This is a genomic window from Mesorhizobium sp. M4A.F.Ca.ET.022.05.2.1 (assembly GCF_003998845.1).
GTDB lineage: Bacteria > Pseudomonadota > Alphaproteobacteria > Rhizobiales > Rhizobiaceae > Mesorhizobium.
Window position 1 is genome coordinate 1 of sequence record NZ_RZOJ01000102.1, and the last position, 16,465, is coordinate 16,465.

Sequence of the window (16,465 nt, forward strand, 5' to 3'; positions counted from 1 at the left end):
AGAATGGACATGGGTGAGAACGCCTCTGAATTCAGCGATTACAAGAAAGGATTGACGGCCCGGACCGAGCCGTAAACCTGGTTGTGATTGAGATCCTCGGTGTAGAAGATCGGCGCGCCAAGTCGCTCCGCGGCCGCGAGCAGTGCTGCGTCATAGTATTTGAGTTGATAGCGGCGCGCGAGACGAAGGCCCGCGATGACATAGGCCTGGTCGACCGGGACGAACGGAAGCGCGCCGAGAAAGACCAGCCACCGGTCGACCACAGCATCGGCAAAGGCCGACTTGCGTCTCGCGACATTCGCGAACTCGGCCAAGGTCTGGCCGGAGACACCGAACACGGTCCCGAGCACAAGCCTTTGCGCGATATCGTGGCGGCGAGGATCACTTGTCCTCTCCGAAGCCGCGTACAGGAGGACGTTCGAGTCGAGAAAGCATTCTATCCTCTCGTTCGGCATAGATCTCGTCCCGGTTCCATTTGTATTCGGGGCCTAGGTCGAGCGGCGATTCCTCCATCAGCCTGCGCATGCCTTCCCGCGCCCAGGCGATCCGGTCTTCCTGTTCGACCTCATGCGCGAGCAGCGAGCGGATCAGGGCGTTGAGTGTTGTCTTGCGATGCTCCGCGAGGCCTCGCGCCTTTTCGAGCAGAGCTTCGTCCATGGCCAGGGTGACGTTCTTCATCGTCCATCTCCACATAAATACACAGGAATAACATGTGTGATTATGTGTAACTCTTCAATGCCGGCGATCACCATCGGTTCAGCCTTCCTTCATCTCGGAAGGCGCGACGCGCCGGTAGAGCCCGCTCACCATGTCTTGCCAGGCATCGCTGCCGGAAGGTTTGAACTGCAGCCGCATGCGGTAGGTGTCGGCGCCTTCAAAAACGTAAGTCACCCGCGCGGCGCCGCGCGGCGACGACCGCTCCAGAACCAGCTCGCTGTCGTTCCACGTGCCTGTGGCCGGGGACGCCGGCACAAAGCCCATCGAATCGAACTGGTGCATGGTGACGAGGCTGTTCTGCTGGTCGAAGCCGAACACATTGTGCGAGCCGAACGAGATCGTCCCGTCGCGGCGCTGGCGATAGCGCTGCACCACGAACAGGCCGCCGAACTGCGCCTCGGCCATCACTTCCGAAGTCGCCGTGCCGGCATCGGTCCATTGCGTGCCCGCCACCTCTTCCTCGCCGCGCCACGCGCCGACCAGCGCCTGCAGGCGCTGGTGATCGGCCGAAAGCGAGGAGAAGGGCGACGCGTTCATGGCTCAGAGCCGCTTCAGATCGGTGACGGTGAGGTCGCTCTTGGCATTGCCGGTGTTGAGCGTCGTCGCCGGCTCGAACATCAGCACCACAGGCTCGGAGGTCAGCGAACGCGGCCGGTGCTCGACGCCGCGCGGCACGACGATGAAGTCACCCTCGCCGAGCTCGACAGGCCCGTCGCGGAAATCGATGGCGATCCTGCCGCGCAGCACGAGGAAGGCTTCGTCCTCATGATCATGCGCATGCCAATCGAATATATCGCCGAACTTGGCGACCTTGGCCTGGCTGTCGTTGACGTCGCCGGCGATATGCGGATCGAAGACCTTGGCGATCTTTTGATCCGCCGCCTCGACCAGGTTTATCTTGCGCGGAGGCATGGGCTCGTTCCTGCGTTCGCAATGGCGGGGGCTTCAACGCGGCTCATTGTTGGCCAACCGCATCGTGGTGAGAATTCCGGCTGAATCGAAAAGCGCCGCTGTAGTTCTCGCCAACAGGAGGATCACCGATCGTCCATACAAGCCGGCATTTTCCGTCGTATCCGGTCGAAGCCAGGCAGTCCTTGGCGGCAAAATACCGAAGGTAGATCTTGTCTCCTGCGTCAGGGAAAATCTCTTCTTTCGGCAGCTCCACCAATCCCTGCGATTCCACGTAGTCGAAAAACGTCGACACGTGTGTGGTGCTACCAAAAACCTCGCAAACACCGACAAGCCTGTTTGCGTCAGGTCTCTCGGAACTCAACTTGACGAAGGGCGCCGAAAGACCTTTTGACGTATCTCGATTAAGGATTTTCACGCCGAAATTATCCGAACTGATCGAGAACCCGTTTTCCAACGCCAACTGTCCGCTTTTCGCCAGATCACCATCGGGAGCGATGCAAATTTGCTGATAGAGCACGACGGCATCCGAAATCTCTTCTGCATGCGACGGAACGGCCAGAAAGCCGAATCCGATTGCACACAGAAGGCGGCTCGGTTGCATCCGCTCAGCCCTTCACCGCCTTGACGATCTTCTTGGCCGCATCGTCGAGATCGTCGGCCGAGACGACGTTCAGGCCGCTTTCATTGATGATCTTCTTGCCCAGTTCGGCATTGGTGCCTTCCAGCCGCACCACCAGCGGCACCTTCAGCCCGACTTCCTTGACCGCGGCGATCACGCCTTCGGCGATGACGTCGCATTTCATGATGCCGCCGAAGATATTGATCAAAATGCCTTCGACCGCCGGATCCTTGGTGATGATCTTGAACGCCGCCGTCACCTTCTCCTTGGACGCGCCGCCGCCGACGTCGAGGAAGTTGGCGGGCTCCGCGCCGTAGAGCTTGATGATGTCCATCGTCGCCATGGCGAGGCCGGCGCCGTTGACCATGCAGCCGATATTGCCGTCGAGCGCGACATAGGCGAGGTCGTATTTCGACGCCTCGATCTCCTTCTCGTCCTCTTCGGTGGTGTCGCGCAATTCCATCACGTCGGGATGGCGGAACAGCGCGTTGTTGTCGAACGACACTTTCGCGTCGAGCACGCGCAGCCGGCCGTTCTTCATGACGATCAGCGGGTTGACCTCGAGCAGGCTCATGTCCTTCTCGACGAATGCCTTGTAGAGGATCGGGAACAGCGTGCCGCCGTCCTTGGCCGCGTCGCCGTCGAGCTTCAGCGCGCCGTTGAGCGTCTTGAGATCATCCGCCGTCACGCCCTTTTCCGGGTCGATGGCGACGGTGATGATCTTCTCCGGCGTGTCGTGCGCCACGGCCTCGATGTCCATGCCGCCCTCGGTCGAGACGACGAAGGCGATACGGCCGACCGAACGGTCGACCAGGATCGACAGGTAGAGTTCGCGATCGATATCGGCGCCGTCCTCGACATAGAGGCGGTTGACCTGCTTGCCGGCCGGGCCGGTCTGCTTGGTGACCAGCGTGTGGCCGAGCATCTCGTTGGCGTTGGCGACCACCTCGGCCACCGACTTCGCCAGCCGCACGCCGCCCTTGGCGTCGGGGGAAAGCTCCTTGAACTTGCCCTTGCCGCGACCGCCGGCATGGATCTGGCTCTTCACCACATAGAGCGGGCCGGGCAGCGCCTTGGCGGCGGCCTCGGCATCGCCGGCCTTCAGCACCGGCACGCCCTCGGCGACCGGCGCGCCGAACGACTTCAGCAGTGCCTTGCCCTGATATTCATGAATGTTCATGGCTTATCTCCGGATCAACTGCTGGCGGATCACTTCGAGGCGAGGTGCGGCGCGATCTTCACGCAGGCCTCGGTCAGGCCCTGCACCGTCGCCACCGAACTGTCGAACATCTTCTGCTCGCTCTTGTTGAGGTCAATCTCGATGACACGCTCGACACCGCCGGCGCCGATCACCACGGGAACGCCGACATAGGTGTTCTTCACTCCGTACTGGCCCGACAGGTGGGCCGCGCAGGGCAGCACGCGCTTCTTGTCCTTGAGGAAGGATTCGGCCATCGCGATCGCCGAAGCCGCCGGCGCGTAGTAGGCCGAGCCGGTCTTCAGCAGGCCGACGATCTCGGCACCGCCGTCGCGGGTGCGCTGCACGATCTGGTCGAGCTTTTCCTTCGAGGTCCAGCCCATCTTGACGAGGTCGGGCAGCGGAATGCCGGAGACCGTCGAATAGCGGATCATCGGCACCATCGAATCGCCGTGGCCGCCGAGCACGAAAGCGGTGACGTCCTCGACCGAGACCTTGAACTCCTCGGCCAGGAAATAGCGGAAGCGCGCGCTGTCGAGCACGCCGGCCATGCCGACGACATGGGTCTTGGGCAGGCCCGAGAACTTCTGCAGCGCCCACACCATGGCGTCGAGCGGGTTGGTGATGCAGATGACGAAGGCCTTCGGCGCGTATTTCTTCAGCCCGGCGCCGACCTGTTCCATGACCTTGAGGTTGATGCCGAGCAGGTCGTCGCGGCTCATGCCCGGCTTGCGCGGCACGCCGGCGGTGACGATGCAGACATCGGCGCCTTCGATGCCGGCATAGTCGTTGACGCCGGTCAGCCTGGCGTCGAAGCCGTCGACCGGCGACGACTGTGCGATATCCAGCCCCTTGCCCTGCGGAATGCCCTCGGCGATATCGAACAGAACCACGTCGCCGAGGTCCTTGAGGCCGATCATATGGGCGAGCGTGCCGCCGATCATGCCCGAGCCGATAAGCGCTATCTTGTTGCGTGCCATGTGAGGATTTTTTCCCTTTGTCTGTGACGGCGCCAATCTTTAGCGACTTGCTGACGGCGTCGAGGAAGGAGGCCGAATGCTGCGGGGAACCCGTGAGATTTCGCCGCACCCAATAGCTCCGGTGGATAGAAAATTCAAACGATTATTTTGGAGCGAGCATTTTCAATCGGTTAGATAATTTGGGTTTTACGTAAACGTCAAAATTCCTAAGCCGACTTGGGAGAATTTACACAATGAAGATGGAGATCAGAAGGCTGGCGGCGAGCGATGACGCCCTTGTGATGGCGGTGCCCAATGGGCGTCCGGGCGAGCCACATGGGCTGGCCGAGGTTACGCCCGCACCTGCTGCGCCTCCGGCGATGCCATCGCCCCGTCCTTCCGTCTTTCGGCCCAGTCCTCCAGCCACTCATGCCCCTGCATCTCGATCAGGCGCGAGGCCGTGCGCTCGAACTCGAACACCTCGTTGCCGCGTTTGGCCGTATAGAGCCCGGGCGGCGGGGCATCGGCGCTCACCACCAGCCGCGTGTGATGGTCGTAGAGGGTGTCGATCAACAGGATGAAGCGCTTGGCCTCGTTGCGCTTGCCCTCGCCGAGCACCGGCACATGGTCGATGAAGATGGTGGAGAAGCGGCCGGCAATGGCCAGGAAATCGCGCGCTCCGAGCGGCCTTTCGCAAAGATCGGCGAAGGAAAAGCGCGCCGCGTCGCCGGCCGCGCGCGGCACCACGACCTGCCGGCCCTTCACCGTCAGCGTCGTCTCCGCTACCGGCTTGCCATGCGTCATCGCCCGCCACGCCTCGTCGAGGGCGGCGTCGGCCGCCGCGTCCGCCGGCGCGACATAGACCGCCATGCGGCTGAGCTTCTCGAGGCGATAATCCTTGTCGTTGTCCAGCGTCATCACCTCGGCATTGCGCTCGAGCAGGCCGATGAAGGGCAGGAAGAGCTGCCGGTTCAGCCCGTCACGGTAGAGACCTTCGGGCGCGACATTGGAGGTGGCGACCAGCACGACGCCATTGGCAAACAGTGCCGAAAACAAACGCGACAGGATCATCGCATCGGCGATGTCGGTGACGGAGAACTCGTCGAAGCACAGCACCCAGGCCTGCTCGGCCAGCGCGCGCGCCACCGGCGGGATCGGGTCGTCCTCCTTGGCGTCGCCGTTCTTGCGCGCCTGCCGGTGCTTCTGGATGCGGTCCTGCACATCGGCCATGAAGTCGTTGAAATGCACGCGGCGCTTGCGCCTGACCGGCAACAGCTCGAAGAACATGTCCATCAGCATGGTCTTGCCGCGGCCGACGCCGCCATGGATATAGAGGCCCTTGACCGGTGCCGGCGGCTGCTTGCGGGCGAACAGCCAGCCCAGCGCGCTCGATTTCTGCGCCAGCCTTTTTGCCGAGATCTCGTCGGTCAGCCGATCGAGCGCGGCGGCGATGCGCTCCTGCGCCGGATCGCGCGCGATGGCGCCGGTCTCGACCAGATGGTCGTAGCGCTGCCTGACGGTCGCATGGGTTTGGAGGCCGTCACGCAGGTGCATCGGTCACGTCGTTCTTGAGCACATCCAGGAAAAGTAGCGGCTTTCCCCCCGTAATTGGAGCGGCTAGGCGACTCTTTCGAACGCTGAACCGCCCCAGGGCGGTATCGCCTTATCTTGTAAGCGAGATCGGCAGGCCGGTGGAAGTCTGGCCGTCGAATTTCTCGCCGCCCGAGGAATAAAGCCTGGCCAGCGTGCCGCCATTCTCGTCATAGAGGGTCAGCTGCTTGCCGGCGACATTCCAGGACTTGATGCCGTCGATCGGCGGCGGGCAATGCAACGGACCGGCGCGGTAGCCGGCGCCGAACTTGGTCTGCGGCGTTGCCACCTTGCAGCTCTGGCCGGAAACGCTGGCGTTCCACACACCGGCGACGCTGGCCGCGGTGAGGTCCGGCGCCCCTGCGGGTGCGCTTCCATCCGGCGGCAGCGAGGCGACCTGGCCGTTCGCCGGCGCGGTCGGGAACTGCGAGGCGTCGGCGGTGCCGGGAGCTGCCGGCGGCGGCAGCTGGTTTCCGGTCACCGTGCCGGCGGGCGCGGGCGTCAGCGGCGCCGGCTGCTGGTCATCCATCGACGAGAATCGCGACGTCGAGCAACCGCTTGCAATCAGTGCGGCCAGCGATACGGCCACCAGACCGGTCTTCGAAAAAGTCATTCCTACCTCCGTCGGACCCGGCTGGGGGGACGCCGTCCGCGCAATCTCTCCCTCCACCAAGATGGAGAAGGTGGCAGAATTTCAACCCGATATGGTTAAAATAGGGTTTTCGGGGCAATTGTTGCAATTTTGTCGCAACAGGCGTGTGACCCTCGAAGGTCCAATTATGGCGCGCCTCGATGAAGCCCGTTGTCGTCGGCAATATCCGGCGCGGCCCTATGCGGAAAGCCCCGCGCTCGGCACGAAGACATAGCCGTCCGGACCGACGACATAGCATTCGCGCAGGCCATGCGGCTTGTCGATCGTGCCGGCGAGCACGATGTGGCCGAGATCGCGCGCCCGCGCCTCGATCGCATCCGGATCGGCACCATAGAGGCGCAGCTCGATGCCCGTCCCGCGCGTCTCGGCGCCGGCGATGACGCCGCTCATCTCATTGTCGAGATAGGAATGGTCGGCATGCAGCATGAATATTGAGCCCAAGAGCTCGATCGCCGCGAAATCCTCGTCGGCATAGATGATGCGGGCGCCAAGCACGTCGCGGCAGAAGGCCTCCATCGCCGCCATGTCGGTGACCAGAAGGTTGACGCCGATGCCGCGCGGCAGCGAGCGGCCGAAATCCTCGGCCTTCATCCACGGTGTCTTGGTCCGCTTCATTGCCATCGTGCTGCCCTCGGAAATTACGGGGATGTCGCTGGAACGGTCTCAGCGCGGTTCGAACTGATAGAGCGGTTGCGCGAGCGCCACCGGGGGCCGCAGCAAGTCGGCGCAGCGGCGGTCCAGGTCGAGCGCCAGCTGATGGGTCCTCCGCACTGCCGTCTTCCAGTCGCTGGCTGTCTTCAAAAACCCCACCGCGTCTGCGGGGCGTTCGGCCGCGATCATGAGGTCCGCGGCGACGATGTGATCGTCCGGCGAAATGGTTTCGCCCGCCTTCAGCCTGCTGGCCAATCCGACCCACTGTTCCCAGGTGAAGGCCGCCGCCAGCTGTTTCGGGCGAGGGGGCGCTTCGGTCTCATCGCCTTGCATGAAGGGCGCCAAAGTAAACCGCGCCAATGCCCTCTCGACGAAAGACTCGGCCATTTCGCCCTGCACATCGGAGATGCCAAAGCCAGCCAGGATATTCTCCCGGTCTTTGCGACCGAGAATATAGTCGAGCCCATCGAGCATGGCCGCCGTGACGGCATCGGGATTGTTGATCGGGTCGAGCTGTTTTGCCGCGATCCGCGCATTGAGGCCTTCGGCCACCATTGTGCCGACGCGCAGGTCACCGCTGTAATTTATCACCTGCAGCAGCATCGCGGTTTGCGGAGCATAGGCAACAAGCCGCCCGACCTTCCGCAGAACGGCGCCCAAATCATTCTTGCGGTCGATCGCCTGGACTTCCGCCGGCTGTTTGGAAATATCGAAGGAAGGACGAAGATCGGCCGCGTGGAGCGCATTGCGTATGAACTGCGCGCGGTCGTCCTTTTTGGGAAGCACCGTGGCCGGAAGGCGATCGAGGGTGGAAACGAAGTCAGCAAGATTGTCCTCGAACGCCCGAACATCGAGGGCCAGCCGCCAAATTCCTGCATCTTCCGCTCTCTTGGCAAAACGCGACTTCGCCTCGTCATCAAGGTCGGCCAGTGCCTGCGCAATCCCCGCCGCGCCAACTGATGCGTTGTTGGCATCGGATGCCTGCCAGCGCGCCAGTTCACCCAGCAGCCAGTCGCCGCCATCTTCGGTGACCAGCGCGCGCCAGGCGGATTGGCCAAGCTGTGGCACAATCGACTGTGCCTTGGGCAGCGGTTGCATGCCGGCAATCATCGCCGCCCGGTCCGGCGTCTTTGCATAGGCAAGCCTGAGTTCGACAATGCGCTGCGGCGGATGGCTGCGCCTTTCCAGGCTCGCCAGAAGCGCCGTACCTTCGGTGTAGGCAAGGCCGCCATAGCGTATCTTCAGATATGCGGCGTCATCCCCGAAACGGTCGCGCCAGAAATTCGGGTACGTTGCCGGTTCGGCAAGCAGGAAATCGCCCGCGTCCAGGATGGCTGGCGCGTGAGCGCAAGCGCCGGGCTGCGTCTGGGTGGCGGCAGCCGGCGCTATCGGCGCGATCCCCATGATCGCCGCCACGACTGCAAGAACTGCCTGCCGACGCATGGTGGCCCCCTCCATTCCGCCGAGCGATCGTATACCGGAAATCATCGCCGGCGCCAGCGCGCGGCCTCTGGCCAGGGCATGCACCCGTCCCCAAATGCTTGCGCCAGTAGGCATCGATCCTATCTTGCAAGAAGAAGAAACATGCCGGAGCCGAAACCTTGGCCGCAAGAAAGAGAGCCGCCAATCGCTATTATCGCGGCCCGCCCAGCGATCATTTCGACGGCACTTTGTTCTTCAACCCCGACGGCAAGCCGCCCGCCCGCTTCGCCGACCTTTTGAAATGGCAGTTGGGTGGCGAGCGCGCGAAATGGCCGCCTGCCAATCCGAGCCCGTTCCATCAGGCAAAGCCGGATGAGCGGGTCGGCGGTTTCGACCTCCGCCTCACCATGGTCGGCCATTCCTCGCTGCTCATCCAGACGGCCGGGCTGAACATCCTCACCGACCCGGTCTGGTCGCAGCGCGTCTCGCCGCTGTCCTTCGCCGGGCCGAAACGGGTCAACGCGCCGGGCATTGCCTTTTCGCATCTGCCGCCGATCGACCTCGTGCTGGTCAGCCACAACCACTACGAACGGCTGAAGGCGAGGCACGACCCGCTGGTGATCACGCCACTCGGCAACGACGCCATCATCGACGCCGCCGTGCCCGGCATGCGGCTCAGCGCGCATGACTGGGGTGACAGGCTCGACCTCGGCAAGGATGCCGCCGTCCATGTCGAGCCGGTGCACCACTGGTCGGCCCGCGGCACGCGCGACCGGCGCATGGCCCTGTGGGCGGGGTTCGTGGTCGAGACGCCAAGCGCAAAAATCTATTTCGCCGGCGATACCGGCTTCCCTGGCGGCGCCAACTACCGGCTGATGGCCGAAAAGCATGGCGGCTTCCGCCTCGCCATCCTGCCGATCGGCGCCTATGAGCCGCGCTGGTTCATGGAGCCGCAGCACCAGAATCCCGAGGAGGCGGTGCAAGGCATGATGCGTTGCAACGCAGCCCACGCCGCAGGCTGCCACTGGGGCACCTTCCAGCTCACCAATGAGCCGATCGACGAGCCTGCCCGCAAACTGGCCGAGGCGCTCGACGCCGAGCGCCTGCCGCGCGAACGTTTCCGCGCCTTGCGGCCGGGCGAGGTGTGGGATGTGCCGGCCGCCTAGCCCAGGAGCTGGCCGACTACAGGAACCCAGGCCGACAAGAGGCGTTGACCCAACAGCGCAATTCGGCTGGGAGCCTTTCCATGATCAAGTGGATCATCATTCTTCTTATTGTCGCCGCGGCGGCGAGCCTGCTCGGCATGCCGGCACTGGCAGGCGCGGCCGCCACCGGCGCGCGCGTCCTGATCGGCGTCGTCCTCATCATCTTCCTGCTGATCGTGCTCGGCGTCTTCGCGGTTACCTAGGCCCGACGTCTTCGTCGTGGCCGGTTCGGCATCTTTGCCGTAACCAGCCGCGACGTCTTCGTCGTCGCCAAGGCGCGACGTCTTCGCCGTCTCCGGGCCCGGTGTCTCCGTCGTGGCCGGTTCGGCGTCTTCGCCGCTTCAACCGCGCCGCACTGGTAATTCCCGCCCGTTTCCGCCATATAGCGCCAAACGGACATGGAATGACCGGTTAGATGGCAGGCACCGCCCCCTTCGCCAAGATGAATGGCATCGGCAATGAGATCATCGTTGCCGATATGCGCGGCCGCGCCGACCGGGTGACGCCGGCGGCGGCGATCGCGCTCAATGCCGATGCCGCGACCAAGTTCGACCAGATCATGGCGATCCACGATGCGAGGACGCCGGGCACCGCCTATTATGTCGACATCCTGAATTCCGACGGCTCGGGTGCGCAGGCCTGCGGCAACGGCATGCGCTGTGTCGTGCAGGCGCTCGCCGCCGAGACCGGCCAGAAGAGCTTCACCTTCGAGACCCGGGCCGGCATCCTCAACGCCGTGGAACATGCCGATGGCACGATCTCGGTCGATATGGGCGCGCCGCGCTTCGGCTGGCAGGACATCCCGCTCGCCGAGGAGTTCCGCGACACCCGCATGATCGAGCTGCAGATCGGCCCGATCGACGCGCCGGTGCTGTATTCGCCCTCGGCCGTCTCGATGGGCAATCCGCACGCCATCTTCTGGGTCGATCGCGACGTCTGGTCCTACGAGCTCGACCGGTTCGGCCCGCTTTTGGAAAACCATCCGATCTTCCCCGAGCGCGCCAACATCACCATCGCGCAGGTCACCTCGCCCGAAACCATGGTTATCCGTACCTGGGAACGCGGCGCCGGCCTGACCAAGGCCTGCGGCTCGGCCGCCTGCGCCGCCGTGGTGGCCGCTGCCCGCACCAAGCGCACCGGCCGCAGCGTCTCGCTGATGACGCCCGGCGGCGGCTCGCTGCATGTCGAATGGCGCGACGACGACCACGTCATCCTGACCGGTGCCGCCGAATGGGAATTCTCCGGCAGCTTCGACCCTTCGACCGGCACCTGGGCCCGCGACACCGAAAGCGCGGCCTGATGGCGATAGACGTCGTCACCTTCGGCTGCCGCCTGAACACCTATGAGTCCGAGGTGATGCGCCGCGAGGCCGAAAGCGCCGGCCTCGGCGCGCTCGAGGGCGGCGCCGTCATCTTCAACACCTGCGCCGTCACAGCGGAAGCGGTGCGCCAGGCCAAGCAGTCGATCCGCAAAGCCCGCCGCGAGAACCCGCAGGCCCGCATCATCGTCACCGGTTGCGCGGCGCAGACCGAGCCGCAGAACTTCGCCGCCATGGACGAGGTCGACCTCGTGCTTGGCAATGAAGAGAAGCTGAAGGCGAACTCCTATCGCGCGCTCCCCGATTTCGGCGTCAACGACACCGAGAAGGCGCGCGTCAACGACATCTTCTCTGTGCGCGAGACGGCCGGCCACATGGTCGATGCGATCGAGGGCCGGGCGCGCGCCTTCGTCCAGGTGCAGAATGGCTGCGACCATCGCTGCACCTTCTGCATCATCCCCTACGGCCGCGGCAATTCGCGCTCGGTGCCGATGGGCGCCGTGGTCGAGCAGATCAAGCGGCTGGCCGGCAATGGCTATGCCGAGATCGTGCTGACCGGCGTCGACATGACCAGTTTTGGCGCCGACCTGCCGGGCGCCCCGAAGCTTGGGAAGCTGGTGAAGACGATCCTGCGCCAGGTGCCAGAGGTGAAGCGGCTCAGGCTGTCCTCGATCGATTCCATCGAGGCCGACGAGGACCTGCTGGACGCCATCGCCACCGAGCCCCGGCTGATGCCACATCTGCATCTGTCGCTGCAGTCGGGCGACGACATGATCCTGAAGCGCATGAAGCGCCGCCACCTGCGCGACCAGTCGATCCGCTTCTGCGAGGATGTACGCAAGCTGCGACCCGGCATCGTCTTCGGCGCCGACATCATCGCCGGCTTCCCGACCGAGACCGAGGCGATGTTCGCGAACTCGGAAAAGATCGTCGAGGAATGCGGCCTGACGCATCTGCACGTCTTCCCGTTCAGCCCGCGCGAAGGCACGCCGGCCGCGCGCATGCCGCAGGTGCGGCGCGAGGTGGTCAAGCAGCGCGCGGCCCGGCTTCGCGCCGCCGGCGAGGCCGCCTATCGCCGCCATCTCGCCGCCCTTGCCGGCACGCGCCAGTCGATCCTGGTCGAGCGCGACGGCCTCGGCCGCACCGAGGGGTTCACGCTGGCCGCCATCGACGCCGGGGCAGCGGGCGAGATCGTCGAGGCTGTTGTTACGGGCCATGACGGCGCCCGCCTCCTGGCCGCGCCGCTTGCCGCGCGCGCCGCCTGAGATACGCAAAACATGGCTGGTTTCTTCAAGAAGATATTTTCGTTCGGCAAGAAGGAAGTCGTCGAGGAGCGCGTCGACGAGACGGCACCCTTGCCGCCGATCAAATGGGATGCGCTGGACGCGCTGAAGCCGGCAGCCGAAGAGCCGAAGCCCGAACCTGCACCGGACATTCCGCCGGCGCCGGAACCCGTCATCCCGCCGGCACCTGAGCCGGTCGTTCCGTCCGAGCCGGAGCCGTTGCCGCAGCCCCTGCCGGAGGAAGAGCCGCAACCTGCCCCGGAGAAGCCGGAGCCGCCGGCACCGGAGGAAGTGCCCGTTCCGCCCGAACCTGCACCTGAGCCGGTGCCCGCGCCGGCGCCGCAAGAGGTACCGCAGCCGGAGCCGGCCTCGCCGGAGATCGAGCCTGCGCGGCCGGAGCCGCAGCCGGTGCCGGCGCCCGTCGAAGTGCCGACGACGCCCAGCGAAGTCCCGGCCGAGACGCCGGCACCGATCGAGGTGCCGCCGGCAGCGCCACCTTCTATCGAGCCATCTTTGGAGGTCGGCGCCGCCCCTCATCCGCCTGCCGGCACTTTCTCCCCGTATAGGGACGGGGAGAAGGAAGAAGCGCCAACGCCGACGCCCCCCTCGCGCCGTTCTTCACGGGCAGAGGGTGAGGGGCAGCGCCAGCCTGTCGAGGATTTGCCGCCACCGGAGCCTGCTCCGCCGGCGGAAATCGCTCCTCCGATTCGCCAGCCTGCGCCGGTCGAACCGGAGCGGATGGTTGCCGAGATTGCCACCGAGCCGCAGCCGATCCCGCACACCCCGGAGCCAAAGCCCTCAACCGGCAAGATAGCCGTCGCAAAAAAGGTCGAGCAGAAGGCCGAGGCGCAGAAGGCGCCGGAGCCGGCGCCGCGGCGCTCCTGGTTCCAGCGCATGCGGGACGGGCTTGCCCGCTCCTCGCGCGAGCTGTCGGGCAACATTGCCGGCGTCTTCACCAAGCGCAAGCTGGACGAGGACACTCTGCAGGACCTGGAGGACGTGCTGATCCGCGCCGATCTCGGCCTGGAGACCGCGCTCCGCGTCACCGATGCGCTGGCCTCCAGCCGCTACGGCAAGGACGTCTCCGACGCCGAGGTGCGCTCGGTCATGGCGGCCGAGGTCGAGAAGGTGCTGACCCCCGTCGCCCTGCCGCTGGAGCTCGACCTCTCGCACAAGCCGCATGTCATCCTGGTGGTCGGCGTCAACGGCACAGGCAAGACCACCACTATCGGCAAGCTGGCCGCTAAGCTGACCGATGGCGGCCTGTCGGTGATGCTTGCCGCCGGCGACACCTTCCGCGCCGCCGCCATCGAGCAGCTCAAAATCTGGGGCGAGCGGACGAAATCGCCGGTTATCGCCTCGAAGCTCGGTGCCGATGCCGCGGGCCTCGCCTACGACGCCTTCGAGAAGGCCAAGGATGCCGGCTCCGAGGTGCTGATCATCGACACCGCCGGCCGGCTGCAGAACAAGGCCGAGCTGATGGCGGAACTGGAGAAGATCGTGCGCGTGCTGGGCAAGCTCGATCCGGAAGCGCCGCACACCGTGCTGCAGACGGTCGACGCCACCACCGGCCAGAATGCGCTGAGCCAGGTCGAGATCTTCCGCAACGTCGCCGGCGTCAACGGCCTGGTGATGACCAAGCTCGACGGTACGGCGCGCGGCGGTATTCTGGTGGCGATCGCAGCCAAGCACAGGCTGCCGGTCTATTTCATCGGCGTCGGCGAGCAAGTCGACGACCTCGAACCTTTTTCAGCCAGCGAATTCGCCCGCGCGATCGCCGGCGTGGCTTGAACGATCCCAAAAGCGCCGACTTTCGGGACAACAAGGACTTCCATGAACATCCTCGAACGCGACCCGTCAGACCCGCAGAAACAGAAGAAGGAAGGCGTAAACCCGGTGCTCAAGCTGGCGCTGGAGCTCGGTCCGCTGATGGTGTTCTTCTTCGCCAATTCGCGCAGCGAATGGCTGGTGCAGAAATTCCCGGTGCTGGGCGAGCTCGGCGGGCCGATCTTCGTCGCCACCGGCCTGTTCATGGTTGCCACTGCGCTGGCGCTCATCGTTTCCTGGCTGCTCATCCGCACCTTGCCGATCATGCCCATGGTGTCGGGTGTCGTCGTCCTCATCTTCGGCACGCTGACGCTCTATTTGCAGGACGACGTCTTCATCAAGATGAAGCCGACCATCGTCAACACGCTGTTCGGCGGCGTGCTGCTCGGCGGCCTGTACTTCGGCAAGTCACTGCTCGGCTATGTCTTCGATTCAGCCTTCAGGCTAGACACCGAAGGCTGGAAGAAGCTCACCTTCCGCTGGGGGTTGTTCTTCCTCTTCCTGGCCCTCGTCAATGAAGTGGTCTGGCGGAATTTTTCCACCGACGCCTGGGTTACCTTCAAGGTCTGGGGCATCATGCCCATCACGCTTCTCTTCACCTTCAGCCAGATGCCACTGATCATGCGCCATTCGCTTGAGGACAAGGCTAAGGAGGAGAACGCTGGCAAATAGAGCAATTCCAGGAAACGTGCGCAGCGGTTTTCCGTCCGGAATTGCGGCAGAACAAGAGAGGGACGGGGCATGGAATTCCTCACCACGCGCGACGAGCTGAGGGCGATCTACAAAACGCCCCGACCGACCGATGGCCCCATCCGCAAGGAACTGAAGGCGCTTGACGGCCATTGCCGCTCCTTTATCGGCAAGAGCCCCTTCGTGCTGATCGGCTCCTCCGACGGCGCCGGCAATGCCGACGTAACGCCGAAAGGCGACAAGCCCGGCTTCGCCGCCATCCTCGACGACGCGACCATCGCCATCCCCGACCGACCCGGCAACAACCGGCTGGACACGCTGGAAAACATCATCCGCAATCCGTCCGTCGGGCTGCTGTTTCTCATTCCCGGCATGAACGAGACGCTGCGCGTCAACGGCGACGCCCGCATCACCATCGATGCCGGCCTGCGCGAGCGTCTGGCTGTCGACGGCAAGGAGCCGCAGAGCGTCATCGTGGTGACGGTCAAGGCCGCTTACATGCATTGCGCCAAGGCCTTCATGCGCTCGGATCTGTGGAAGCCGGAGACCTGGTACGACCGCGCGACGCTGCCGACGCTCGGCCAGATCATGCGCGACCAGCTGGCGCTCGCCGAGGCGGCCGGCGACATCGACCGCGAGCTGGACCAGGATTACCGGCAGACCATGTGGTAGCCTCGGGCACGATTCGCCCGGACAGTTCCCGCTTGCTCAACATCTTTGCCATTTCCGGCAGCCTGCGCGCCGCCTCGACCAATTCGGCGCTGCTCGCGGCGCTGGCTCAAAACGCGCCGGCCGGCTCCCGCGTGACCCTCTATGACGGACTTGGCCGGCTGCCGATCTTCACCCCGGACGACGAGGGCGAGCGCACGCCACCGGAAGCGGCAGCGCTGATCGAGGCCGTCACGGCGGCTGACGGCGTCATCGTCTCCTGTCCGGAATATGCCCATGGCGTGCCGGGCGGTCTGAAGAACGCGCTCGACTGGCTGGTGTCGCGCGACGCCGCCGTCGCCAAGCCGGCTATGTTCGTGCATGCCTCGCCGCGCTCGCTCTATGCGCGCGCCGCCCTGGCCGAGATCATGCGGACGATGTCGTTCGCGCTCCGTGAAGAAGCGGCGCTGGAAATCGCGCTGCTGGGCAAGAAGCCGCCGGAGATGGAGGCGATCCTGGCTGAGCCTGCGAACCGGCTGGCGATGAACGAGGCGCTCTCGGCCTTCGCCGGCTTCATCCGCTCGCGATGACACCGGCCGGCCCCATCGCTCAATACGTCTTGGCGCCGTTCACCATCAGCCAAACCACATAGAGCGAGGTGGTGCCGGCGATGTAGAGGCGGTTGCGCTTGGGGCCGCCGAAGACGCAGTTGGCGACGACTTCCGGCACCTTGACCTTGCCGATCAGCGTGCCGTCGGGATCGTAGCAATGGAT

20 protein-coding genes are annotated in these 16,465 nt (G+C 64.7%); 8 read left to right on the plus strand and 12 right to left on the minus strand.

Going from position 1 to position 16,465, the window contains the following annotated elements; all coding sequences use genetic code 11:
- Nucleotides 1–38: 38 nt before the first annotated feature.
- The 11 genes from EN745_RS13930 to EN745_RS13980 form a co-directional block, all read right to left on the minus strand.
- Nucleotides 39–455 (minus strand): PIN domain-containing protein, encoded by a 417-nt coding sequence (locus EN745_RS13930; protein ID WP_126057456.1) that lies wholly within the window; start codon nucleotides 453–455, stop codon nucleotides 39–41.
- Nucleotides 382–678, minus strand: coding sequence for a hypothetical protein (locus EN745_RS13935; protein ID WP_126057455.1), 297 nt, complete (start codon nucleotides 676–678; stop codon nucleotides 382–384). The genes EN745_RS13930 and EN745_RS13935 overlap by 74 nt, the downstream gene beginning before the upstream one ends.
- Nucleotides 679–756: 78 nt before the next feature.
- Complete coding sequence (locus EN745_RS13940; RefSeq protein ID WP_127421525.1) at nucleotides 757–1,254, minus strand: DUF1579 family protein; 498 nt, start codon at nucleotides 1,252–1,254, stop codon at nucleotides 757–759.
- 3 nt (nucleotides 1,255–1,257) lie between these two features.
- Nucleotides 1,258–1,629, minus strand: a complete 372-nt coding sequence (locus EN745_RS13945) for a cupin domain-containing protein (RefSeq protein ID WP_127421526.1) — start codon at nucleotides 1,627–1,629, stop codon at nucleotides 1,258–1,260.
- Between the two features lie 43 nt (nucleotides 1,630–1,672).
- Complete coding sequence (locus EN745_RS13950) at nucleotides 1,673–2,230, minus strand: hypothetical protein (RefSeq protein ID WP_127421527.1); 558 nt, start codon at nucleotides 2,228–2,230, stop codon at nucleotides 1,673–1,675.
- Nucleotides 2,231–2,234: 4 nt separating this feature from the next.
- Nucleotides 2,235–3,428, minus strand: a complete 1,194-nt coding sequence (sucC, locus tag EN745_RS13955; protein WP_126057451.1) for an ADP-forming succinate--CoA ligase subunit beta — start codon at nucleotides 3,426–3,428, stop codon at nucleotides 2,235–2,237.
- Nucleotides 3,429–3,457: 29 nt separating this feature from the next.
- Nucleotides 3,458–4,426: a malate dehydrogenase gene (gene mdh, locus EN745_RS13960; protein ID WP_126057450.1), complete on the minus strand. Its 969-nt coding sequence runs from the start codon at nucleotides 4,424–4,426 to the stop codon at nucleotides 3,458–3,460.
- A gap of 330 nt (nucleotides 4,427–4,756) precedes the next feature.
- Nucleotides 4,757–5,959, minus strand: a complete 1,203-nt coding sequence (zapE, locus tag EN745_RS13965) for a cell division protein ZapE (RefSeq protein ID WP_126057449.1) — start codon at nucleotides 5,957–5,959, stop codon at nucleotides 4,757–4,759.
- Nucleotides 5,960–6,068: 109 nt separating this feature from the next.
- The gene (locus EN745_RS13970) at nucleotides 6,069–6,608 is read right to left on the minus strand and encodes an AprI/Inh family metalloprotease inhibitor (protein ID WP_127421528.1); all 540 of its coding nucleotides are present in this window, start codon (nucleotides 6,606–6,608) and stop codon (nucleotides 6,069–6,071) included.
- 216 nt (nucleotides 6,609–6,824) lie between these two features.
- Nucleotides 6,825–7,268: a VOC family protein gene (locus tag EN745_RS13975; protein WP_127421529.1), complete on the minus strand. Its 444-nt coding sequence runs from the start codon at nucleotides 7,266–7,268 to the stop codon at nucleotides 6,825–6,827.
- 42 nt (nucleotides 7,269–7,310) lie between these two features.
- Nucleotides 7,311–8,714 (minus strand): hypothetical protein, encoded by a 1,404-nt coding sequence (locus EN745_RS13980; protein ID WP_145992025.1) that lies wholly within the window; start codon nucleotides 8,712–8,714, stop codon nucleotides 7,311–7,313.
- Between the two features lie 185 nt (nucleotides 8,715–8,899).
- On the opposite strand from EN745_RS13980, the gene EN745_RS13985 reads away from it, so the two are divergent.
- The 8 genes from EN745_RS13985 (at nucleotide 8,900) to EN745_RS14020 (ending at nucleotide 16,281) form a co-directional block, all read left to right on the plus strand.
- On the plus strand, nucleotides 8,900–9,886 hold the full coding sequence (locus tag EN745_RS13985) for an MBL fold metallo-hydrolase (protein ID WP_127421531.1): 987 nt from the start codon (nucleotides 8,900–8,902) through the stop codon (nucleotides 9,884–9,886).
- An 80-nt stretch (nucleotides 9,887–9,966) separates the two neighbouring features.
- Entirely contained in the window at nucleotides 9,967–10,128 is a 162-nt protein-coding gene (locus tag EN745_RS13990) for a DUF1328 family protein (RefSeq protein WP_126057444.1), read from the plus strand.
- Between the two features lie 212 nt (nucleotides 10,129–10,340).
- Entirely contained in the window at nucleotides 10,341–11,225 is an 885-nt protein-coding gene (gene dapF, locus EN745_RS13995) for a diaminopimelate epimerase (protein WP_127421532.1), read from the plus strand.
- The gene (mtaB, locus tag EN745_RS14000; protein ID WP_127421533.1) at nucleotides 11,225–12,508 is read left to right on the plus strand and encodes a tRNA (N(6)-L-threonylcarbamoyladenosine(37)-C(2))-methylthiotransferase MtaB; all 1,284 of its coding nucleotides are present in this window, start codon (nucleotides 11,225–11,227) and stop codon (nucleotides 12,506–12,508) included. Before dapF ends, mtaB begins: the two co-directional genes overlap by 1 nt.
- A gap of 12 nt (nucleotides 12,509–12,520) precedes the next feature.
- Nucleotides 12,521–14,317 (plus strand): signal recognition particle-docking protein FtsY, encoded by a 1,797-nt coding sequence (gene ftsY, locus EN745_RS14005; RefSeq protein WP_127421534.1) that lies wholly within the window; start codon nucleotides 12,521–12,523, stop codon nucleotides 14,315–14,317.
- 42 nt (nucleotides 14,318–14,359) lie between these two features.
- On the plus strand, nucleotides 14,360–15,025 hold the full coding sequence (locus tag EN745_RS14010; protein WP_126057440.1) for a septation protein A: 666 nt from the start codon (nucleotides 14,360–14,362) through the stop codon (nucleotides 15,023–15,025).
- A 69-nt stretch (nucleotides 15,026–15,094) separates the two neighbouring features.
- Nucleotides 15,095–15,715: a pyridoxamine 5'-phosphate oxidase family protein gene (locus EN745_RS14015; protein WP_127421535.1), complete on the plus strand. Its 621-nt coding sequence runs from the start codon at nucleotides 15,095–15,097 to the stop codon at nucleotides 15,713–15,715.
- Between the two features lie 32 nt (nucleotides 15,716–15,747).
- Nucleotides 15,748–16,281, plus strand: a complete 534-nt coding sequence (locus EN745_RS14020) for an NADPH-dependent FMN reductase (protein ID WP_127421536.1) — start codon at nucleotides 15,748–15,750, stop codon at nucleotides 16,279–16,281.
- Between the two features lie 19 nt (nucleotides 16,282–16,300).
- Here the strand turns inward: EN745_RS14020 and EN745_RS14025 are convergent.
- A partial coding sequence (locus EN745_RS14025; RefSeq protein ID WP_189363047.1) for an SMP-30/gluconolactonase/LRE family protein occupies nucleotides 16,301–16,465 on the minus strand: 165 nt, incomplete at its 5' end.